The sequence below is a fragment of the Streptomyces sp. NPDC060209 genome, from assembly GCF_042728155.1.
GTDB lineage: Bacteria > Actinomycetota > Actinomycetes > Streptomycetales > Streptomycetaceae > Streptomyces.
This window is the reverse complement of sequence record NZ_JBHWZS010000076.1, coordinates 1-17,977: the sequence shown is the minus strand read 5'-3', so window position 1 is coordinate 17,977 and position 17,977 is coordinate 1. Positions and strand designations below refer to the sequence as shown.

The window sequence follows — 17,977 nt, the reverse complement described above, 5'->3', positions numbered from 1 at the left end:
TTCCTTCGCCTCGCGTTGACCAGTACGGGAGGCTCCACTGGGAAGTGGAGCACCACCGAGCAAGGGTTCCCCTGCTGCACCACTTAGGAGGGCGTACCGTGCACCGCCGGCACAACGGGCTGAAAACCGCTGTACTCCTCGGGGGCCTCTCGGCCCTCATCATCGTCATCGGCAGCTTCTTCGGACGGACCGGCCTGATCGTGGCCCTCCTCGTCGCGCTCGCCACCAACGCCTACGCGTACTGGAACAGCGACAAGCTCGCCCTGCGCGCCATGAGGGCACGCCCGGTCAGCGAATTCGAGGCGCCGCAGCTCTACCGCACCGTCCGCGAGCTCTCGACCGCGGCCCGCCAGCCCATGCCCCGGCTCTACATCTCCCCGACCCAGGCGCCCAACGCCTTCGCCACGGGCCGCAACCCGCGCAACGCCGCCGTGTGCTGCACCGAGGGGATCCTCCAGATCCTCGACGAGCGCGAACTGCGCGGCGTCCTCGGCCACGAGCTGAGCCATGTCTACAACCGTGACATCCTGATCTCGTCCGTCGCCGGCGCCCTCGCCTCGGTCGTCATGTTCCTGGTCAACTTCGCATGGCTCATCCCCGTGGGCCGGTCCGACGACGACGAGGGACCCGGCATCCTCGGGATGCTCCTGATCATGATCCTCGGCCCGCTCGCAGCCTCCGTGATCCAGCTCGCCGTGAGCCGTTCCCGTGAGTACCAGGCCGACGCGTCCGGGGCTCAGCTCACCGGTGACCCGCTCGCCCTGGCGTCCGCCCTGCGCAAGCTCGACGCCGGGACCAAACAGCTTCCGCTCCCACCCGAACCACGGATCGAGACCGCGAGTCACATGATGATCGCGAACCCGTTCCGTCCCGGCCAGGGCATGTCCAAGATGTTCTCCACCCACCCGCCCATGGCCGATCGCATCGCCCGACTCGAGCAGATGGCAGGGTATCGACCGTGAAGACAATCCTGAACGTCATATGGCTGGTCCTGTGCGGACTCTGGATGTTCCTCGGCTACATAGCCGCGGGTCTCCTGCTCTGCATCACGATCATCGGCATCCCCTTCGGCGTGGCCGCGTTCCGTATCGGCGTCTACGCCCTCTGGCCCTTCGGCTACACCGTCGTCGACCGTCACGACGCCGGAGGCGGCTCCCTCATCGGCAACGTCCTCTGGGTGATCCTGGCGGGCTGGTGGCTCGCGCTCGGCCACATCTTCACCGGCATCGCCCTGTGCGTGACGATCATCGGCATCCCGCTGGGCATCGCGAACTTCAAGCTCATCCCGGTCTCGCTGATGCCCTTCGGCAAGGAGATCGTCCGCACGGACGAGCCGTTCGCCACCCGCTAGCCGAGCGGCCCGGCCGGCAACCGTACCCGTCCCCGCAGGCGTCCTGGCTTGCAGGAACAAGTGACGGGTAGGAACGCGAACATGAGCATCATCAGTTGGATCATCCTCGGGCTGCTGGCCGGCGCGATAGCCAAGTTTCTCCTGCCGGGCCGCGACCCCGGCGGCATCATCGGCACGACTCTCATCGGCATCGTGGGCGCTTTCCTCGGTGGCTGGCTGTCGTCCCGCTTCCTCGACCGCCCCATCAGCACGGACTTCTACGACACGGCCACCTGGGTCGCGGCCATCGCCGGATCCCTCGTCCTGCTGATCGCCTACCGGCTGCTCTTCGGCAACTCCCGCGACCGCCGCTGACCGCGCCAGCCACAGCCCCGCGGATACGGCAACGGGGCGGGCCGTGCCCTAGGCACGCCCCGCCCCGCCCGCGACCCGCTGCACACGGCAGCGAACCGTCTAGCGGTAGTTGGCGAACTGCACCGCGAAGTCGAGGTCCTTGCCCTTGATCAGCGCCTGCACCTCCTGCAGGTCGTCCCGGCTCTTGGAGCTGACGCGCAGCTCGTCGCCCTGGACCAGCGCCTTGACGCCCTTCGGGCCCTCATCGCGGATGATCTTCGCCACCTTCTTGGCGTTCTCCTGGGAGATGCCCTCCTCGATCGTGGCGAAGATCTTGTACTCCTTGCCGGAAAGCTGCGGCTCACCCGCGTCCAGCGACTTCAGGGAGATCCCGCGCTTGATCAGCTTGGACTGGAAGATGTCGAGGATCGCCTTGACCCGCTCCTCGCCGTTCGCCTCCATCAGGATCTTCTCGCCGGACCAGGAGATCGACGCGCCCGTTCCCTTGAAGTCGTAGCGCTGGGAGATCTCCTTGGCGGCCTGGTTGAGGGCGTTGTCGACCTCCTGCCGCTCGACCTTCGAGACGATGTCGAAACTGGAGTCGGCCATGACGTGTGGCTCCTTGCGTCGTATGCGTTGGGGTACGGCACAAAGCCTAGCCACCCTCGCCCGCGCCCGGCGCTGATCAACCGGGTGGCGTAGCACCCCTGGGTATCAGGTATCGTTTACGTCGTCGCCAAGGAGCCCCCAACCGGGATCCGAGGCGTCGTTCCAGGCGGTGTGCCCGAGTGGCCAAAGGGAGCAGACTGTAAATCTGCCGGCTCAGCCTACCCAGGTTCGAACCCTGGCGCCGCCACAGGACGGGAAACCCCGTCCGACCTGATTGAACACCAGGTCGGGCGGGGTTTTTGCATGTGTGCAAGTTGGACCGCAGAGCGTGCCGATCGGCCCGCATATCCCACGCTGTCTCACCCGAATCCCACCCTGATCAAGGTGTGCCACCCCAGGCGTCCCCCGGGGATGCGGGGCTCACTCCGGTTCGTTCCACTCCCGCAGCGCCGCGTCGATCCGGTCGTTGGCCCGCTGCTGGGTCTGGGCGGGCACCTGCGCGTAGACCTGGAAGAGGACGGCGACGGTGTGGCCGGCCCGCCCCGCGCACTCCGTGGGGTCCACTCCGGAGCTGAGCCAGAAGGAGACGCCTAAGCGCTTGGCCGGCAGGTTCGAGTCCTGCCGGGGGCGCACAACTCGCGCAGCGTGAGGCCCTCCCTCGGGAGGGCCCTTTTGCGGGTCACCGCGCCGTGACGAGGGCGACATAGCGAACGCGTAAGTGCCGGACCGCCCCCAGGTCACGGTGGGGAGGGCCCGGCACTGCCCGGCTTCAGGGGCGGTCAGCGATTCACTTCGGCTCGACCGGCGGGCACGTGCCCGTGTCCTCTCCGATGGAGTTGATCTCGGCGTTGGGCCGCGGGTCGCCCGCGTAGTTGAGCTGGTCCGTGCACTTCACGTCGGACGGCGACTTCTGGACCGGCGGGCACGTGCCCGTGTCTTCCCCGATGGAGTTGATCTCGGCGTTGGGCCGCGGGTCGCCCGCGTAGTCGAGCTGGTCCGTGCACTTCACGTCGGACGGCGACTTCTGGACCGGCGGGCACGTGCCCGTGTCTTCCCCGATGGAGTTGATCTCGGCGTTGGATCGCGGGTCGCCCGCGTAGTTGAGCTGGTCCGTACACTTCACGTCGGACTGGGTGGGCGTGCCCGACGCCTTGCTCTCCGCGGTGTCGGACTGGGGAGTGCCCGCGGCCGCCGCGGATGAGCTGCTCGCGGCCGCCGTGGATGAGGTGCCCGCGGCAGAGGACGCGGTGTCGGCGCCGCCGTTGCTGCATGCCGTCAGCGCCAGGCTGAGGGCCACCGCGGCCATGGTCATTACCGAGATCTTCCGAGTGCGCATGCTGGTGTCTGTCCTCTGCGTGGGGCTGTCGCCCCTGGTGAGCGGGCGAGCGAGTGAGCTGGGCGGCTGGTCGTCCGTGTGGCTTTCTTCCCTCCAGGACAGTCGGTGAGGTTGCGCCAGTTGCCTCTTGATCGCGCTCAGGACACGTTCGTGACATGACAGTGGCCGCACCGTGAAGTCAGCCGCCTCGGGGTTTCGATGAGCAGCTCGCGCCAGCACGGTGACCGGATGACCGCCGATCAGGGAGTTGCGGGTCACCTTCGGCTGCGCGGAGCCTGGGCGCATCGCTCGTTTCCGGCGCGAGGTGTTGGGGGTACGTCGTATCGCCGCCACCGCAAAACTGCGCCACGTAAGGCGACGTCGGACGCTCCCGGCATTGTTCTCAGTCGGTACGAGATGGGCGATGCACTTCTGGTGCCCGGTCAGCCGGGCAAGTGCGAGCCCTCTTGCGTTGCCTGGTGCTGATCTCGCCGAGTCTCGCGCGACCGACGTGCCCGGGTGGGCGTGGGGTGGTGTGCGGGGCTGCCCCGTCGGGGCGCGCAGGCATCTGGGGAGAGAGCGCGTACGGGTCAGGGTCGTTCGAAGAACTGGAGCACCCCTCCGACGAAGAAGCAGAGCGCGCCCGTGAGGGTGCCCCAGTTGGCGATGTCGATGTTCAGGACGCTTCCCGTGGCGGGGCGGGTGAAGTCGGCCAGTGCCGAACCCATGAAGAGCACCGACCCGAGTTGGTTGACCGCGACGATCCACCAGCCGAGATCACGTGGAAGTACGCCCGGCCGGCCGTGGCAGACCTCAACCAGGGCCAAGTGCCCCGAGATGAGGAACAGAGTGCACCCGATCAGGTCAGGGGTCCAGACCAGCCTGTTCTCCTGCTGCACCGAGAGCCCTTGCAACAGGGAGCCGACCAGATTGACGCCGAACACCAGCGTTCCCACGAACAGCAGGAAGGTGCTCAGCCAGTCGATCCGGCCGGGCTCGTAGCTCCACCAACTCCAGCGTCGAGTGGCAAGCCCCCCGGTTCCGCTGTCGCGGCGCGGAGCGTTGACCGACTGGAGCAAGGACGCGTAGCCGCCCGTGTTGAAGAACAGGCCGCCGGCGAAGTAGATCCAGGCACCCGTCGCGTCCCCCGTGTCGAACTGGGCAACTGCGGCCCCGAAGACGAACAGGCCTCCACCGACGGCGAACGCACCCGCGCCGAGGGTGTTCAGCCTGCGGAGACGAGCCACCGACACGGTGTCCGCGCTTCTGGAACGGGACTTCGGCTCGCCCGCGCCCCGCACGGTGAGGCGGCCGCGCTTGCGTGCCGCTCGTGACTCCCAGACAGCGGTGCTTCCGTCGCTGAGGCGCCACGTCAGCCGGGTGGTGAACGGGCCTGCGGCCTCGGCGGTCTCCTCGGTTCGGCTCACCCGGCGACTCTAGCCTTTTGATGTGCATTCATCCCGATTGCGATTCCTGCCTGCTGCCCCGAGCGGGCTCGGACGAACCGTCGAGGAATCGGCTATGAGCCGAGCGGGTCGGAGGCAGGAGCAGGGTGGGGGATTTCCAGGCGAAGCACGAGTGCGCGCAGGGCGCGGAGCTCGGAGTCCAGGGCCCGCGCGCCCTCGCGTGTGAGGGTGATCCAGGTCCGGGGGCGTCGGCCGGCGTAGCCCTTCTCCACGGAGATCAGGCCGGATTCCTCCAGCACCCGCAGATGTCGTGAGAGGTTGCCGTCGGTGACGGCCAAGTGCTTCTTCAGGAAGCCGAACTCGACCCGGTCGGCCTCTCTGGCGATCGCGAGGATGCCGAGCCGCACACGTTGATGGACTGTGTCGTCCAGCGACCGGGTGGGATGGAGTTCCTCCAGTTCATCCCCCTTGGTGGCCGAGCCCTCAGCACTCATGCGGCAACCGTACGCGCATCTGTGGTGGCGGCCGCGGCTCGACGGCGGGTCACAGCCCATTCCGCCGAGCCCGCGAGGAGCAGGACGGCGGCGAGCAGCAGCGCCTTGGCCTGTGGTCCGTCCGTCCAGCCGGGGTCGACGGGGTGCTGCCAGGGGAGCCAGCCGCTGCCCCAGGAGGCGCCGAGGTAGCCGGTGAGCAGCAGCGCGTGAGCGGTGCCGGCGGCTGCGGCGATCCAGCTGCGTTCTGTCAGCCCGAGTGCGACGAGTCCGATACCGATGAGGTACCACGGTGAGGCGTAGCTGTTCTCCAGCACCACGACCTCCCACGGCTGGTCCCTGCCGAACAGCAGCGCCAGCAAGGCGGCCGCTATTACGGCGGTGGCTGTCACGGTGGAGCGGATCCACAGCCTGCGGCGGGGGACGAGACCCCGGGACTCGCCTCGCACGCGGTACCAGCGAGCGACGGCGAACCACGCCAGGGGGAGAAGCCCGAACCACACGCCCCATGCCACGAAACGCAGAGCAGAACCGTCGAACTCGCCCTGCAGGCAGGGGGATCCAGGTTCGTGGACGACGCACAGGCCGGTCAGCTCGGCGTACGCGAAGGCCGGATAGGAGCCGATGCTGCGGCCATGGGCGCCGAAGTTGAAGGCGTACCGGGCGATCGGAGCGGCCGCCAGTGCGAGCAGCCCGAACACGAGAAGGGATATCCAGGAGCCGTTCAGTTGCGCGCGGGTCCGGGCCCGCAGGCCCTCTGTCGCAGCCAGCAGGCCAGCCGCGTGTGCCCTCGGTTGCTGTCCTGCGCTGTCTGTCGACGGTGTTCCCACGATGTCCCCCTTGCGGTCGCGCTTCGGCAGCGCCGGCCGACGGCGGCCGTTCGGCCGCCCTCCCGAATCACTTTGCGATGCAAAGTGCATGGTGGTCAAGAGTTATTTGTCGAACAGTCAGCTCCGGCCCGAGCCCTGGCTCAGCCGGACGCAACGGAACGAACGGCACGGAGGAAGGGAGCTGAGGACGGAACGGACGAACGGAGCGAGCCCTGATCAGCGGGAACGCTGCCTGCTGGTCCGTCGGGCAGGCTCGTCTCCGGTTCCGGACGGGCGCCGCAGCAGGTAGACCCCGGCGCACGTGACCAGGACAGCCATGCAGGCGATGAAGACCAGCCCCGCGTCCTGGAGGCCGATGTGGACCGAGAGGACGCCCACGCCGATCACCGGCAGCGAGATGCCCGCGTACGCCACCACGAACAGCGTCGAGATCACCGCCGCCCGCCGGTCCGAGGGTGACGCCGCGGCCACCTGGGACAGGGCTGCCCGGAAGGCCAGGCCCTGGCCTCCGCCGCCGAGGAGTGCGCTGAGCACGACCAGGGGCAGCAGTTGCCACCACAACGCGGCCGCGAGCAGTGCCAGTCCGCCGAGGAGGCCCGCGCAGCCCAGCGGCAGTGACCGCCGCTCGCCGATCCGGCCGACCGCCGACTGCCCGGCGATCGAGGCGAAGAAGGCCAGCGCGACGATCAGCCCGCTCACGGCATGGTTGTCCACGTCCAGGAACTGGGAGAGGAACGCCGGGCTGACGGAGGTGAACACCCCGAACAGCGCGAACCCCACGAAGGAGGCGAGCGCCGCAGGCCTGAACACCGCCCGGACCTCGGGCGGAAGCCCGGGCCGCTGGGGGCGGACCGTGCCCAGGGGCCGCCGCTCGCCCACGGTCTCCTTCAGGCCGAGCAGGACGACAGCCGAAACGGCCAGCAGTGCCAGGTGCACGACGAAGGGCAGGTACAGCGGCCAGGGGGCGTACTGCGCGAGGACACCGGCGAGCAGCGGCCCGCAGCCCAGGCCGCCCATGTTGGCCGCCGTCGCGACGAACGAGGCCCTGGAGGAGCCCTTACCGGGCGCCAGTTCCATGACGTACGCGGTGGCCGCCCCGGTGAACAGTCCGGCCGACAGACCCGACAGGAGCCGCCCCGCGTAGAGCCAGCCCAGTGCGGTGGCGCACAGGAAGCAGACGGCGCTCGCCGCCGCGCAGCCCAGGCCCCACAGCAGCACAGGGCGTCTGCCCACCGCGTCGGAGGCGTTTCCCGCCAGCAGCAGCACCCCGATGACGCCGAAGGCGTACACGGCGTACACCACGGTCACCGTCAGCTCGGAGAACCCGAGCTTGTCCTGGTACAGGCTGTAGAGAGGGGTCGGCAGGGTGGTCCCGGCCATGCACACGGCGAACACCGCCCCGCTGAGAAAGCAGGGGAGCCAACCTCGGCGATCAAGGCCACCGTCCATGCCCCGACGCTATCCCGCGGGTGCCCCGGCAGGCCGGAACGCCTCGCGCCGCGGGTGCCGGACGGCCCCCTCGCCGCTCTGTCGGCCGCACTTCTGTTCCCCGGACTCTGTCCCCCCGGACGGGCGGGAGAGCGGCGGTCACCTGGTGCGGCTACGACTCCAGGTACCTCAGGACCGCCAGGATCCGCCGGCTGTGACCGGTGGTGTGCGACAGCTCCAGCTTGTCGAAGATCGCGTTGAGATTCTTCTCCACCGCACTCACGGAGATGTGCAGTTGCTTCGCGATCGCCGTGTTGGTGAGCCCCTGGGCCAGGGGTTCGAGAACACTGCGTTCGCGAGGTGTGAGGCGGGCCAGGGGGTCCCCGTGCGTGGAGCGGATGACCAGCTGCCGGACCACCTCGGGATCGATGGCGGCGCCACCCGACTGAATACGCTCCAGTGCCTCCAGGAACTCCTCGACCTGGGCGACCCGGTCCTTGAGGAGATACCCCACCCGTTCCGCGCTGGAGGCCAGCAACTGGGCCGCGTAGTGGCGTTCGATGTGCTGGGACAGCACGAGTACGCCGGTCTCCGGCCATCGCTCGCGGATCTCCAGTGCCGCGCGCAGCCCTTCGGTGGTGTGCGTCGGAGGCATCCGGATGTCGAGGACGACGATGTCAGGCCGCCGCGTCTCCATCTCCTTCAGCAGGGACACCGCGTCACCGAAGGAGGCCAGGACGTCGTGGCCCTCCTCGACGAGGAGCCGGACCAGGCCCTCCCGCAGCAGGGCCGAGTCCTCGGCGAGCATCAGGCGCATGGAAGCTCCGCGGTAACCATGGTGGGTCCCCCCTCGGGGCTGTCGATGTACAGGGTGCCGTCCAACGCCTCCACCCGGCTGCGCAGGCCGCTCAGCCCGATGCCAGCAGGGTTCGCGCCGCCCTTGCCGTTGTCCTGCACGCACACGGTGAGCACCCTGTCGTCGAGCACCACGTGCACCGAGACGGCCGTGGCGCGGGAATGCTTGGCCGCGTTGGTCACGGACTCCGACACCACGAAGTACGCGGCGGTCTCCACCGGTCGTGGCAGCGGCCCGCGGACGGCGAACTCCGTACGGACGGGGATGCCGCACCGGTCGGACACCCCTCCGAGCGCCTCCTCCAGCCCCAGGCTGTCGAGCCCCGACGGATAGACCCGCCAGGCCACTTCGCGCAGTTCCGCGAGCACGTCCCTCGACTCCTGGTGCGCCTGGTGCAGCAGAGCGCCCGACTGCTCGGGGTCACGCCCCCTGCGTGCCCGGCCGAGCAGCATGGCCAAAGCAACCAGACGCTGCTGGATTCCGTCATGGATGTCCCGCTCGATGCGACGGCGTTCGGCGTCCACCGCTTGCACGACGGCCGCCCGGCTGCTGGCCAGTTCGTCGATGCGCCGGCGCAACAGCTCCTGCTCGGAGGGGCCGAAGCACTCGCGGGCGAGCCGGGAGTCCAGGGCGAGGAGCGAGCGGAGTCCCTGGAGGTCGAGGAAGAGCAGCACACCGCCGAGGAGCATCTGGATCAGCAGTTCGTCCCACCGGAGCGATCCCTGGACGGCCCCCCTCAGCAGCAGCACCGCCAGGACGACACCGAAGCCCAGCAGCCCGAGCACGAGACCACACATCAGCCCGGTGCAACTGCGGACCGCCAGGTAGCGGAGGATCTTCCGGTCGGACGCCCCGTAGTGCTCCGGGAAGCGGTCGCCGAAGAAGAGCGACCTCCGGCTCCACTCCAGTCCCGTGAGCCTTCGGGCTCCGGACATGAGGATGCCGAGGGCGCCGGCCCGGGTGCGCGGCCACAGCAGGAAGGGGCCGAGAGCGGTGCCGGCCAGAAGGAAGCAGAGGAATCCGGCCAGGGCGGTCGCACAGCCGAGGAGCGCACCCAGCCCCCGGCGTAACCACGGGAGTGTCCGGCCGGCCCCGGCGGCGTCCGCTCCGGAGCCGTACTGCCCTGGATGGCCGGGGACGCGAGGGGTGGTGACGCCTGGGCGGTTCCCCTGCACGAAGGCGGAGCCTGGTGCGGCCGCGGGGACGCAGCAAGATCGCTGCGCCTGTCCGGGAGGCGGGGCCGTGGTCCGTGGGTGCTCGGCGCAGGTCATGAACTGCGCCGGTGCTGCGCGCGGTCGGCGCCGCGCAGTCGCAGGACCACGTACGTCGCGACGGCCACGACCACCAGGACCAGCACGGCCTTGGAAGCGAACCCGACGTAGGTCTCCACAGTCTCCCAGCGGTCGCCCAGCCAGTAACCGGCCATCACCAGCAGCGAGTTCCAGATGAGGCTGCCGAGTGTGGTCAGCAGGATGAAGACGTGCAGAGGCATGCGCTCCACGCCGGCGGGGACGGAGATGAGGCTACGGAAGATCGGCACCATGCGGCCGAAGAAGACCGCCTTGGTGCCGTGCTTCGCGAACCACTCCTCCGTGCGCACCAGATCGGAGGCCTTCACCAGCGGCAGCTTCCCCCAGATGGTGTGCATGCGGTCACGGCCGAAGGACACGCCGATCCAGTAGAGGACCACGGCTCCCACGACCGAACCGAGCGTGGTCCAGAACAACGCCGAAGCCAGGCTGAGGACTCCCTGCCCGGCGGCGAACCCGGTCAGCGGCAGAATCACTTCGCTCGGCAGCGGCGGGAAGAGGTTCTCCAGGGCGATCGCCAGACCGGCTCCGGGACCGCCCATGGTGTCGACGAGCCCGGTGGCCCAGCCGGCGATGCCGCCCGTGGGTTCCTGCGGCAGAGCCGAGTACGTGAGATGCATATGAGTCTCCAAGCCGGCGGGTCGTTCGCCCCGGGGCACCTGCCCCGATCACCCGCCACGTTAGAAACCGCAGCTCAACGACGGTATGAGGATGGCCATCCGGTCCGGTGCGGTTTTCCGCAGGACCTGGCCTCCGGAAAACCGCACGTGCTGGTGCAACGGCCGGCGACCGGGACTCAGTTCCCCGCGATGTCCTTGACCGCGACCGTCACCGGCTTGCTCCCGCTGATCAGTTCCAGCGTCAGACCCGCCGTCGCCGGGGTGTCCAGCAGCTCCACCAGCACCGCCGCCACGTCGTCGCGGGGGATCGGCCCGCGGCCCGTCGAGGCCGTGAGCAGGACCTGGCCGCTGCCGGCGTCGTTCGTGAGCATTCCGGGGCGCAGGATCGTCCAGTCCAGGCCGCTCCTGGAACGTACGTACGCGTCCGCCTCGCCCTTGGCCCGCTGATAGATGTCGAAGACCTCGTCGCCGCGGTGATCGGGGTCGGCGCCCATGGAGGACACCACGACGTAGCGCCGCACTCCCGCCTGTTCCGCCGCGTCCGCGAAGAGCACGGCCGCTCCACGGTCCACCGTGTCCTTGCGTGCCGAGCCGCTGTTCGGGCCGGCGCCGGCCGCGAATACCACCGCGTCGGCTCCCCGCAGGACCTCCGCCGTCTCCTCGACGGACGCCGATTCGAGGTCGAGGACGACGGGCTCGGCACCTGCCGCCCGCAGTTCCTCGCTCTGCTGCGGGTTGCGGATGACGCCCACCGCTTCGTCACCGCGCGCGGCGAGCAGCCGCTCGAGCCGCAGCGCGATCTGACCATGTCCACCTGCAATGACAATGCGCATGCTTCCGACCGTACGCCGCAGGGCTCGCTCGTGCTCAAGGCCCGCCGTCGGGGCCGGAATCGGCGCGTCCCTGGCGGGGGAGGTCGAGGGCGGCCGCGGCGGCCCCGGAGTCGCGGTACTCGCGTACGGCGCTGGTCCGCGCCACCACGCGTCCGCGGTGCACCACGATCCTGCTGTACGCGAGGGAGAGCGCCCCGGCCAGACCGTCCCCGCGCACGGCGAGCAGCTCGGCGGGGAAGCCGGCCTCGACGCGCACTCCGGGCAGCCCCAGAGCCGCTCTGGCGGCGGTGGAGACGGCGTCGTAGGCGTGTTCGGGGGTGAGGCCTTCCTGCGAGGCCAGCAGGTACGCCGCCTCCAGCGGGTCCCCGCGGCCGACGGGGTTGGAGCTGTCGCGCAGCGCCCCGCTGCCGGCCGCCACCCGCACCCCGGCGGTCCGCAGCAGCCGTACGGGCGCGGTGCCGCGGAGCCCGGCGCAGGAGCAGCCTCCCTGGGGGAGGCAGATCACGGTCACGGCGGCGGCGGCGAGCCGGTCCGCGGTGCGGGCCGCCTCGTCCCCGGGGAGCCGGGAGAGGCCCGCGCAGGGGCCGAGGCAGACGCCCGGGCCGAGCCCTCCGGCCATGGCGGCCAGCCGGGCCAGGCGGACCGGATCGTCGCCGTCCGTGTGCAGGTCGACGGGCCGGTCGTGGGCGGCGGCGAGTTCCAGGACGGCTTCGGTGTGGCCGGCCGGATCGGGGTCGAGGTCGGGGCAGCCGCCGATCACACCCGCGCCCATGTCCACGGCGTCACGGAGTGCGGCGAGGCCGTCGGCGCCCGCGACGCCTGTGAGGAGCCGGGGCACGGCGACTGCCGTCAGTTCGGTGAGGCCGCGCAGGGAACGACGGGCCGCCAGGACGCCTTCCAGGGAGCCGAGGCCCTGTACGCCGCCGACGCGTACGTGCGCGCGCAGTGCGGTGGCCCCGTGGCTGAGCTGGAGCAGCGCGGCCTCGATGGCGCGGCGCCGGACGTCCTCGGGCCGGTGGGACGGTGGGCCCGCCGTGGTGCCGGTGAGCGCCGTGTCGGCGTGCGCGTGGGGCTCGGCGGGGGCGGGAAGCAGGAGGTAGCCGCTCAGGTCCAGTCGGGTCCCGGGGGTGGTCAGGCTGCCCGCCGTCCCGACCGCCTCGATGCGCGGGCCGTCGATCCGCACGTCGACGGCGCGCCCGTCCGCGAGCCGTGCCCCGCTCAGGAGGAGCGAGGGCGCGTCACTGGGACTTTCGGGCATCGCGCCGCTCCTGGAAGGAAAGCAAGATCACGCAGAGTGCGCCGAGCCTAGGCGGGGGCCCGGCCCGCTCCGAGGAGGAGCGAATTAGTCGTACGAATGTGGCCCTGTGGGGCGGGCGCGGGGATGGGGGCCACGAAGGCCCGTGACGAGCTCCGCGGAGTCGGCGTACGGGCTGATCAAGGGCCTGATCAGGGGGGCGGCGGCAAGGGCCGCCCGGGGCCGGGTGGGGCCTCGGCGGGGGCGACGGAAACGGATTTGGGCGATCGGCGACAGACCGTGTAATGTCTTCCTCGCTCGCCCCAATAGCTCAGTCGGTAGAGCGTCTCCATGGTAAGGAGAAGGTCTGCGGTTCGATTCCGCATTGGGGCTCTGGTGATCGGGTAACTCCGCTTCGGCGGGGAAGCCCGGCATCAAAGCGGTGTAGCTCAGTCGGTAGAGCAAGCGGCTCATAATCGCTGTGTCACCGGTTCAAGTCCGGTCACCGCTACTAACGGTAGCCGATTGTGGGGTCGGTCCTTCGATCGGCTACTCTTTTATGCGTTCATCCGTCCATCCGTCCGTCCAAGGAGCACTCACGTGGCTGCCACCGACGTCCGCCCGAAGATCACGCTGGCCTGCGTGGAGTGCAAGGAGCGGAACTACATCACCAAGAAGAACCGGCGTAACAACCCGGACCGTCTTGAGATGAAGAAGCACTGCCCGCGCTGCAACTCGCACACCGCGCACCGCGAAACTCGCTGAAACAGGCTCGTACACGAGGCCGTCCCCACTGGGGGCGGCCTCGTGTCGTTGTATATGGGTTGTCCTCAGCCCTATTCGACTTTTCATCAGGAGGTACCGGGCTCATGGCGCTCGACCAGTCCTTCGTGGGGCGGACCTATCCGCCCACCCCGGCGTACGAGGTCGGCAGGGAGAAGATCCGGGAGTTCGCGGAAGCGGTGGGTGACACCAATCCCGTCTACGTCGATCCGGAAGCCGCCAAGGCTCTGGGTTACTCGGATGTGATCGCTCCGCCCACGTTCGTGTTCTCGATCACCTTCAGGGCGGCGGGCCAGGTGATCCAGGACCCGCAGCTGGGCCTGGACTACAGCCGTGTGGTTCACGGCGACCAGAAGTTCACCTATGTGCGCCCCGTGCGGGCGGGGGACCGGCTGACGGTCACCTCGACCATCGAGGGCATCAAGTCGATGGCGGGCAACGACATCGTGGACATCCGCGGCGAGGTGTACGACGAGTCCGGTGAGCACGTCGTGACCGCGTGGACGAAGCTGGTGGCGCGCGCCGCCGAGGAGGCGTGATGACTGCGAGCATCGCTTACGGAGCGGTAGAGGTCGGTACGGAGCTGCCGGCGCAGTCGTTCCCGGTGACGCGGGCGACGCTGGTGCAGTACGCGGGCGCCTCCGGAGACTTCAACCCGATCCACTGGAACGAGAAGTTCGCGCTCGGGGTCGGGCTGCCCGACGTGATCGCGCACGGCATGTTCACCATGGCCGAGGCGATCAGGGTGGTCACGGACTGGGCCGGTGACCCGGGCGCGGTCGTCGAGTACGGCGTGAGGTTCACCAAGCCGGTCGTCGTGCCGAACGACGACAGCGGGGCGCTGATCGAGGTCAGCGGCAAGGTCGGCGCGAAGCTGGACGACAACCTCGTGCGGGTCGACCTGACGGTGATGAGCGACGACAAGAAGGTGCTGGGCATGTCCCGCGCCGTCGTGCGCCTCGCCTGAACGGCACCGCCGGCGAGCGGAGGGGCGCCCGGGCGGCGCCTCTTCGCTCGGTGGCGGTCCGGGTCCCGTACGCACGGTCCATGGCCCGGTCACGGGTCGTGGACCGTACTCTTGTCCCCGTGCAGGAACTCCACGACGCCCCCCTCGCCCCCCTGACCACCTTCCGGCTCGGCGGCCCGGCCAACCGCCTCCTGACGGCCACCACCGACGCGGAGGTGATCGCCGCCGTACGCGAAGCCGACGACAGCGGCACCCCGCTCCTGGTCATCGGCGGCGGCTCCAACCTGGTCATCGGCGACAAGGGCTTCGACGGAACGGCCCTGCGCATCGCGACCAAGGGCTTCGAGCTCTCCGGCGCGGAGCTCGAGCTGGCCGCCGGTGAGGTCTGGACCGACGCCGTGGCCCGTACGGTCGATGCGGGGCTCGCCGGGATCGAATGCCTCGCCGGTATCCCTGGATCCGCAGGGGCGACGCCGATCCAGAACGTCGGCGCCTACGGGCAGGAGGTGTCCTCGGTCATCACCGAGGTCGTCGCCTACGACCGGCACACCCGGGAGACGGTCACCCTCCCGAACGAAGCCTGCGCGTTCTCCTACCGGCACAGCCGTTTCAAGGCCGAACCCGACCGCTATGTCGTGCTCCGAGTGCGGTTCGGGCTGGAGGACGCGGGCGGGCGGTCCGCGCCCCTCCGCTACCCCGAGACGGCCAGGGCCATGGGTGTCGAACAGGGCGATCGCGTGGCCGCCGCCTCCGCCAGCGAAACCGTCCTCCGGCTGAGGGCCGGCAAGGGAATGGTGCTCGACGCGGAGGACCACGACACCTGGTCGGCCGGGTCCTTCTTCACCAACCCGATCCTCGACGAGGCGGAGCACGCGGTCTTCCTCGCCCGAGCCGGCGAGCGCCTCGGCGCGGACGTCACGCCCCCGGCCTTCCCCGCGGGCGACGGCCGGGTGAAGACCTCGGCCGCCTGGCTCATCGACAAGGCGGGCTTCACCAAGGGGTACGGCACGGGCCCCGCGCGCATCTCCACCAAGCACACGCTCGCCCTCACCAACCGGGGTGGCGCGACCACCGAGGACCTGCTGGCGCTGGCCCGAGAGGTCGTCGCCGGGGTCCACGAGGCATTCGGGGTCACGCTCGTCAACGAACCGGTGACGGTCGGCGTCAGCCTGTAGAGGCCCTTCTGCGGCACCGCTCCGGCGAGCCGGAGATCGGAGAAGGGGCTCAGTAGGCGACTCCCACGCCCTGCTTCACCGCGGCCGGCTCATCGATCAGCGTCAGCATCGCGTGGGCGACGTCGGCCCGCGCGATGGACCGGCCGCTGCGCGGGGTGCCGCCCACGACCGTCCGGTACGTCCCCGTCAGCGGGCCGTTCGTCAGCTTCGGCGGCCGCACAGACGTCCAGTCGGTCGCACTGGCGGCCAACGCGGCCTCCATGCGGGTCAGATCGGCGTACACCTCCTTGAGGACCGTGCCGATCACCCTGCGGACCACACGGTCCAGCAGCGGGTCGTCCGCCGGCTCCGGGCCGACCGGCGCCGCGCTCACGACCAGCAGCCGCCGTACCCCTTCCGCCTCCATCGCGCCCAGAACCTGCCGGGTGAGCCGCTCCGCGATGTCGCCGGCCTTCCGGCCCCGGGCCCCGAGCCCGGAGAGCACGGCGTCCCGCCCCTCGACCGCCGCACGGACCGCCGCCGCGTCGGACAGCGGCACGACGGAGTGCGGGGCGGCCTCCCGGAGCCCGTCCGGGAGCCGGGCGGGATCACGGACCACCGCTGTGACCTCGTGTCCCGCCGCCGACGCCTGCCGCACGATCTCCTGGCCGACGGCCCCCGTCGCTCCGAACACTGTGAGCCTCATCGCGCACGCCCCTCCTGAGTGGGTGAGTATTCACTTACCCATAGGGTGAGTGGACGCTCACCGTCTCGTCAAGCCCTGCTGGAGCATCCATGGACCAGAAGCCGGCCCGCGTGCGCATCGTCGACGCGGCCCATGAGCTCATGCTCGGCATCGGCCTCGCGCGCACGACGACGAAGGAGATCGCCAGGGCCGCCGGCTGTTCGGAGGCGGCGCTGTACAAGTACTTCGGGAGCAAGGAAGAGCTCTTCGTGACCGTGCTCGGCGAACGCATGCCGAGGCTCGGCCCGCTCCTGGGCGACCTGGAGGCGGGCAAGGGGGACCTGGAGCAGAACCTTACCGAGGTCGCCCGCCAGGCCGCGCTCTTCTACGAGCAGACCTTCCCGGTGCTCGCGTCGCTGTACGCCGAGCCAAGGCTCAAGCGCCGTCACGAAGCGGCGATGCGTGAGATGGGCACCGGCCCGCACAAGCCGATCCAGGGCCTCGACGCCTATCTCCGCGCCGAGCGGCAGGCCGGACGTGTCCGCCCCGGGGCCGACACCTACGCGGCCGCCTCGCTGCTGCTGGGCGCCTGCGCGCAGCGTGCCTTCGCCTACGAGATGGGCGGGGCCCCGCAGTCGCTGGACGACTTCGCCGCGTCCCTCGCGCGCACCCTGATGGGCGGCATCAGCTAGCCAGCCACGCGTCGATCCCGCCCAGCAGCTTCTCCCTCACCTCGACGGGCGCCACCGAGCCCCGCACGGACTGCCGGGCCAGTTCGGCCAGTTCCTCGTCGGTGAAGCCGTGATGACGGCGCACGAGGTCGTACTGCGCGGCCAGCCGGGAACCGAAGAGCAGCGGGTCGTCCGCGCCGAGCGCCATCGGCACCCCCGCGTCGAACAAAGTGCGCAGGGGTACATCGGCGGGCTTCTCGTAGACGCCGAGCGCCACATTGGACGCCGGGCAGACCTCGCAGGTCACCCCACGCTCCGCGAGCTTCCGCAGCAGCCTCGGATCCTCGGCCGCCCGTACGCCGTGCCCGATCCGGGCCGCGTCGAGGTCGTCCAGGCAGTCCCGCACGCTGGAGGGGCCGGAGAGCTCGCCCCCGTGCGGCGCCGCGATGAGGCCGCCCTCGCGGGCGATGGCGAAGGCACGGTCGAAGTCGCGGGCCATCCCACGGCGTTCGTCGTTGGACAGCCCGAAGCCGATGACACCCTGGTCCGCGTACCGCACGGCGAGCCGGGCCAGCGTCCGGGCGTCCAGCGGGTGCTTCATCCGGTTCGCCGCGATCACCACCCGGATCCCGAGCCCGGTCTCGCGGGCCGCACGGTCCACGGCGTCCAGGATGATCTCGATCGCCGGGATGAGCCCTCCGAGCAGCGGGGCGTACGAGGTCGGGTCGACCTGGATCTCCAGCCACCCGGAGCCGTCCGCGACGTCCTCCATCGCGGTCTCGCGCACGAGCCGCTGGATGTCCTCCGGCGAGCGGAGGCAGGACCGGGCGATGTCGTAGAGGCGCTGGAAGCGGAACCAGCCGCGCTCGTCGGTGGCCCGCAGCTTGGGCGGCTCACCACCGGTCAGCGCGTCGGGCAGGTGCACCCCGTACTTGTCCGCCAGTTCGAGCAGAGTGGTGGGCCGCATCGACCCGGTGAAGTGCAGGTGCAGATGGGCCTTGGGCAACCGCCGTACGTCACGCTCCATTGGAAGATCTTGCCGCACGCGTGGGGTGTCGCGGTAGCGGGATCCCCCTGTGAGTTACAGCTCGAACAAAAAGG

Annotated in this window: 21 protein-coding genes, 3 tRNA genes and 1 pseudogene; 11 read left to right on the top strand and 14 right to left on the bottom strand. The window is 70.0% G+C overall.

The window, feature by feature from the left end:
* Positions 1–98 precede the first annotated feature (98 nt).
* From htpX to ACFWFI_RS17010, 3 genes are all read left to right on the top strand, one after another.
* A complete protein-coding gene (htpX, locus tag ACFWFI_RS17020; RefSeq protein ID WP_387390433.1) occupies positions 99–962 on the top strand; it encodes a zinc metalloprotease HtpX in 864 nt (287 codons plus the stop codon).
* Positions 959–1,351 (top strand): YccF domain-containing protein, encoded by a 393-nt coding sequence (locus ACFWFI_RS17015; RefSeq protein ID WP_109882152.1) that lies wholly within the window; start codon positions 959–961, stop codon positions 1,349–1,351. Before htpX ends, ACFWFI_RS17015 begins: the two co-directional genes overlap by 4 nt.
* A gap of 81 nt (positions 1,352–1,432) precedes the next feature.
* Positions 1,433–1,705 carry a GlsB/YeaQ/YmgE family stress response membrane protein gene (locus ACFWFI_RS17010; RefSeq protein WP_053930260.1) on the top strand — a complete coding sequence of 91 codons (273 nt, stop codon included), beginning with the start codon at positions 1,433–1,435 and terminating at the stop codon, positions 1,703–1,705.
* A 99-nt stretch (positions 1,706–1,804) separates the two neighbouring features.
* Here the strand turns inward: ACFWFI_RS17010 and ACFWFI_RS17005 are convergent, their stop codons facing one another.
* Positions 1,805–2,293, bottom strand: coding sequence for a YajQ family cyclic di-GMP-binding protein (locus tag ACFWFI_RS17005; protein WP_103517790.1), 489 nt, complete (start codon positions 2,291–2,293; stop codon positions 1,805–1,807).
* Positions 2,294–2,458: 165 nt separating this feature from the next.
* Between ACFWFI_RS17005 and ACFWFI_RS17000 the strand changes: the two genes are divergently transcribed.
* Positions 2,459–2,540 (top strand) — tRNA-Tyr (locus ACFWFI_RS17000).
* A gap of 173 nt (positions 2,541–2,713) precedes the next feature.
* On the opposite strand, the pseudogene ACFWFI_RS16995 reads toward ACFWFI_RS17000, so the two are convergent.
* The 11 genes and pseudogenes from ACFWFI_RS16995 to ACFWFI_RS16945 form a co-directional block, all read right to left on the bottom strand.
* Positions 2,714–2,890: pseudogene (locus ACFWFI_RS16995) on the bottom strand (site-specific integrase); the annotation flags it as partial.
* A gap of 190 nt (positions 2,891–3,080) precedes the next feature.
* Complete coding sequence (locus ACFWFI_RS16990; protein ID WP_387390430.1) at positions 3,081–3,629, bottom strand: hypothetical protein; 549 nt, start codon at positions 3,627–3,629, stop codon at positions 3,081–3,083.
* A 569-nt stretch (positions 3,630–4,198) separates the two neighbouring features.
* Positions 4,199–5,035, bottom strand: a complete 837-nt coding sequence (locus tag ACFWFI_RS16985; protein ID WP_387390427.1) for a hypothetical protein — start codon at positions 5,033–5,035, stop codon at positions 4,199–4,201.
* A 92-nt stretch (positions 5,036–5,127) separates the two neighbouring features.
* Positions 5,128–5,508, bottom strand: a complete 381-nt coding sequence (locus tag ACFWFI_RS16980; RefSeq protein ID WP_387390425.1) for a winged helix-turn-helix domain-containing protein — start codon at positions 5,506–5,508, stop codon at positions 5,128–5,130.
* The gene (locus ACFWFI_RS16975; protein WP_387390423.1) at positions 5,505–6,206 is read right to left on the bottom strand and encodes a hypothetical protein; all 702 of its coding nucleotides are present in this window, start codon (positions 6,204–6,206) and stop codon (positions 5,505–5,507) included. The genes ACFWFI_RS16980 and ACFWFI_RS16975 overlap by 4 nt, the downstream gene beginning before the upstream one ends.
* Before the next feature lie 345 nt (positions 6,207–6,551).
* Positions 6,552–7,784 carry an MFS transporter gene (locus ACFWFI_RS16970; protein WP_387390420.1) on the bottom strand — a complete coding sequence of 411 codons (1,233 nt, stop codon included), beginning with the start codon at positions 7,782–7,784 and terminating at the stop codon, positions 6,552–6,554.
* Between the two features lie 151 nt (positions 7,785–7,935).
* Positions 7,936–8,580 carry a response regulator gene (locus ACFWFI_RS16965; RefSeq protein ID WP_387390418.1) on the bottom strand — a complete coding sequence of 215 codons (645 nt, stop codon included), beginning with the start codon at positions 8,578–8,580 and terminating at the stop codon, positions 7,936–7,938.
* Positions 8,571–9,554 carry a sensor histidine kinase gene (locus ACFWFI_RS16960; protein WP_387390415.1) on the bottom strand — a complete coding sequence of 328 codons (984 nt, stop codon included), beginning with the start codon at positions 9,552–9,554 and terminating at the stop codon, positions 8,571–8,573. The genes ACFWFI_RS16965 and ACFWFI_RS16960 overlap by 10 nt, the downstream gene beginning before the upstream one ends.
* A gap of 332 nt (positions 9,555–9,886) precedes the next feature.
* Entirely contained in the window at positions 9,887–10,549 is a 663-nt protein-coding gene (locus ACFWFI_RS16955) for a DedA family protein (protein ID WP_387390413.1), read from the bottom strand.
* 176 nt (positions 10,550–10,725) lie between these two features.
* Entirely contained in the window at positions 10,726–11,382 is a 657-nt protein-coding gene (locus ACFWFI_RS16950) for an SDR family oxidoreductase (protein WP_387390411.1), read from the bottom strand.
* A gap of 34 nt (positions 11,383–11,416) precedes the next feature.
* A complete protein-coding gene (locus tag ACFWFI_RS16945) occupies positions 11,417–12,640 on the bottom strand; it encodes an amidohydrolase family protein (protein ID WP_387390408.1) in 1,224 nt (407 codons plus the stop codon).
* Positions 12,641–12,936: 296 nt separating this feature from the next.
* Between ACFWFI_RS16945 and ACFWFI_RS16940 the strand changes: the two genes are divergently transcribed.
* The 6 genes from ACFWFI_RS16940 (at position 12,937) to ACFWFI_RS16915 (ending at position 15,541) form a co-directional block, all read left to right on the top strand.
* Positions 12,937–13,009: transfer RNA gene (locus ACFWFI_RS16940), tRNA-Thr, on the top strand.
* A 45-nt stretch (positions 13,010–13,054) separates the two neighbouring features.
* Positions 13,055–13,127, top strand: a tRNA-Met gene (locus ACFWFI_RS16935).
* 89 nt (positions 13,128–13,216) lie between these two features.
* Positions 13,217–13,381 carry a 50S ribosomal protein L33 gene (gene rpmG, locus ACFWFI_RS16930; RefSeq protein ID WP_003956487.1) on the top strand — a complete coding sequence of 55 codons (165 nt, stop codon included), beginning with the start codon at positions 13,217–13,219 and terminating at the stop codon, positions 13,379–13,381.
* A gap of 104 nt (positions 13,382–13,485) precedes the next feature.
* Positions 13,486–13,938, top strand: coding sequence for an FAS1-like dehydratase domain-containing protein (locus tag ACFWFI_RS16925; protein WP_387390406.1), 453 nt, complete (start codon positions 13,486–13,488; stop codon positions 13,936–13,938).
* Entirely contained in the window at positions 13,938–14,366 is a 429-nt protein-coding gene (locus ACFWFI_RS16920; protein WP_387390403.1) for a MaoC family dehydratase, read from the top strand. Before ACFWFI_RS16925 ends, ACFWFI_RS16920 begins: the two co-directional genes overlap by 1 nt.
* 119 nt (positions 14,367–14,485) lie before the next feature.
* The gene (locus ACFWFI_RS16915; RefSeq protein WP_387390400.1) at positions 14,486–15,541 is read left to right on the top strand and encodes a UDP-N-acetylmuramate dehydrogenase; all 1,056 of its coding nucleotides are present in this window, start codon (positions 14,486–14,488) and stop codon (positions 15,539–15,541) included.
* A gap of 49 nt (positions 15,542–15,590) precedes the next feature.
* On the opposite strand, the gene ACFWFI_RS16910 is transcribed toward ACFWFI_RS16915, so the two are convergent.
* Positions 15,591–16,226, bottom strand: a complete 636-nt coding sequence (locus tag ACFWFI_RS16910) for an NAD(P)-dependent oxidoreductase (protein ID WP_387390397.1) — start codon at positions 16,224–16,226, stop codon at positions 15,591–15,593.
* An 89-nt stretch (positions 16,227–16,315) separates the two neighbouring features.
* On the opposite strand from ACFWFI_RS16910, the gene ACFWFI_RS16905 reads away from it, so the two are divergent.
* The gene (locus tag ACFWFI_RS16905) at positions 16,316–16,897 is read left to right on the top strand and encodes a TetR/AcrR family transcriptional regulator (RefSeq protein ID WP_387390395.1); all 582 of its coding nucleotides are present in this window, start codon (positions 16,316–16,318) and stop codon (positions 16,895–16,897) included.
* Here the strand turns inward: ACFWFI_RS16905 and ACFWFI_RS16900 are convergent.
* Positions 16,890–17,903: an adenosine deaminase gene (locus tag ACFWFI_RS16900; protein ID WP_387390393.1), complete on the bottom strand. Its 1,014-nt coding sequence runs from the start codon at positions 17,901–17,903 to the stop codon at positions 16,890–16,892. The two genes, ACFWFI_RS16905 and ACFWFI_RS16900, sit on opposite strands and share 8 nt — an antisense overlap.
* Positions 17,904–17,977: the final 74 nt, after the last annotated feature.

What these genes read in the sequence shown, in the direction of transcription:
- ACFWFI_RS17010 (WP_053930260.1), top strand. Translation starts at nt 1,433, where the DNA reads ATGAGCATCATCAGTTGGATCATCCTCGGGCTGCTGGCCGGCGCGATA.
- ACFWFI_RS17005 (WP_103517790.1), bottom strand. Translation starts at nt 2,293, where the DNA reads ATGGCCGACTCCAGTTTCGACATCGTCTCGAAGGTCGAGCGGCAGGAG.
- ACFWFI_RS16990 (WP_387390430.1), bottom strand. Translation starts at nt 3,629, where the DNA reads ATGCGCACTCGGAAGATCTCGGTAATGACCATGGCCGCGGTGGCCCTC.
- ACFWFI_RS16980 (WP_387390425.1), bottom strand. Translation starts at nt 5,508, where the DNA reads ATGAGTGCTGAGGGCTCGGCCACCAAGGGGGATGAACTGGAGGAACTC.
- ACFWFI_RS16970 (WP_387390420.1), bottom strand. Translation starts at nt 7,784, where the DNA reads ATGGACGGTGGCCTTGATCGCCGAGGTTGGCTCCCCTGCTTTCTCAGC.
- ACFWFI_RS16965 (WP_387390418.1), bottom strand. Translation starts at nt 8,580, where the DNA reads ATGCGCCTGATGCTCGCCGAGGACTCGGCCCTGCTGCGGGAGGGCCTG.
- ACFWFI_RS16960 (WP_387390415.1), bottom strand. Translation starts at nt 9,554, where the DNA reads ATGTCCGGAGCCCGAAGGCTCACGGGACTGGAGTGGAGCCGGAGGTCG.
- ACFWFI_RS16955 (WP_387390413.1), bottom strand. Translation starts at nt 10,549, where the DNA reads ATGCATCTCACGTACTCGGCTCTGCCGCAGGAACCCACGGGCGGCATC.
- ACFWFI_RS16950 (WP_387390411.1), bottom strand. Translation starts at nt 11,382, where the DNA reads ATGCGCATTGTCATTGCAGGTGGACATGGTCAGATCGCGCTGCGGCTC.
- ACFWFI_RS16945 (WP_387390408.1), bottom strand. Translation starts at nt 12,640, where the DNA reads ATGCCCGAAAGTCCCAGTGACGCGCCCTCGCTCCTCCTGAGCGGGGCA.
- ACFWFI_RS16925 (WP_387390406.1), top strand. Translation starts at nt 13,486, where the DNA reads ATGGCGCTCGACCAGTCCTTCGTGGGGCGGACCTATCCGCCCACCCCG.
- ACFWFI_RS16920 (WP_387390403.1), top strand. Translation starts at nt 13,938, where the DNA reads ATGACTGCGAGCATCGCTTACGGAGCGGTAGAGGTCGGTACGGAGCTG.
- ACFWFI_RS16910 (WP_387390397.1), bottom strand. Translation starts at nt 16,226, where the DNA reads ATGAGGCTCACAGTGTTCGGAGCGACGGGGGCCGTCGGCCAGGAGATC.
- ACFWFI_RS16905 (WP_387390395.1), top strand. Translation starts at nt 16,316, where the DNA reads ATGGACCAGAAGCCGGCCCGCGTGCGCATCGTCGACGCGGCCCATGAG.
- ACFWFI_RS16900 (WP_387390393.1), bottom strand. Translation starts at nt 17,903, where the DNA reads ATGGAGCGTGACGTACGGCGGTTGCCCAAGGCCCATCTGCACCTGCAC.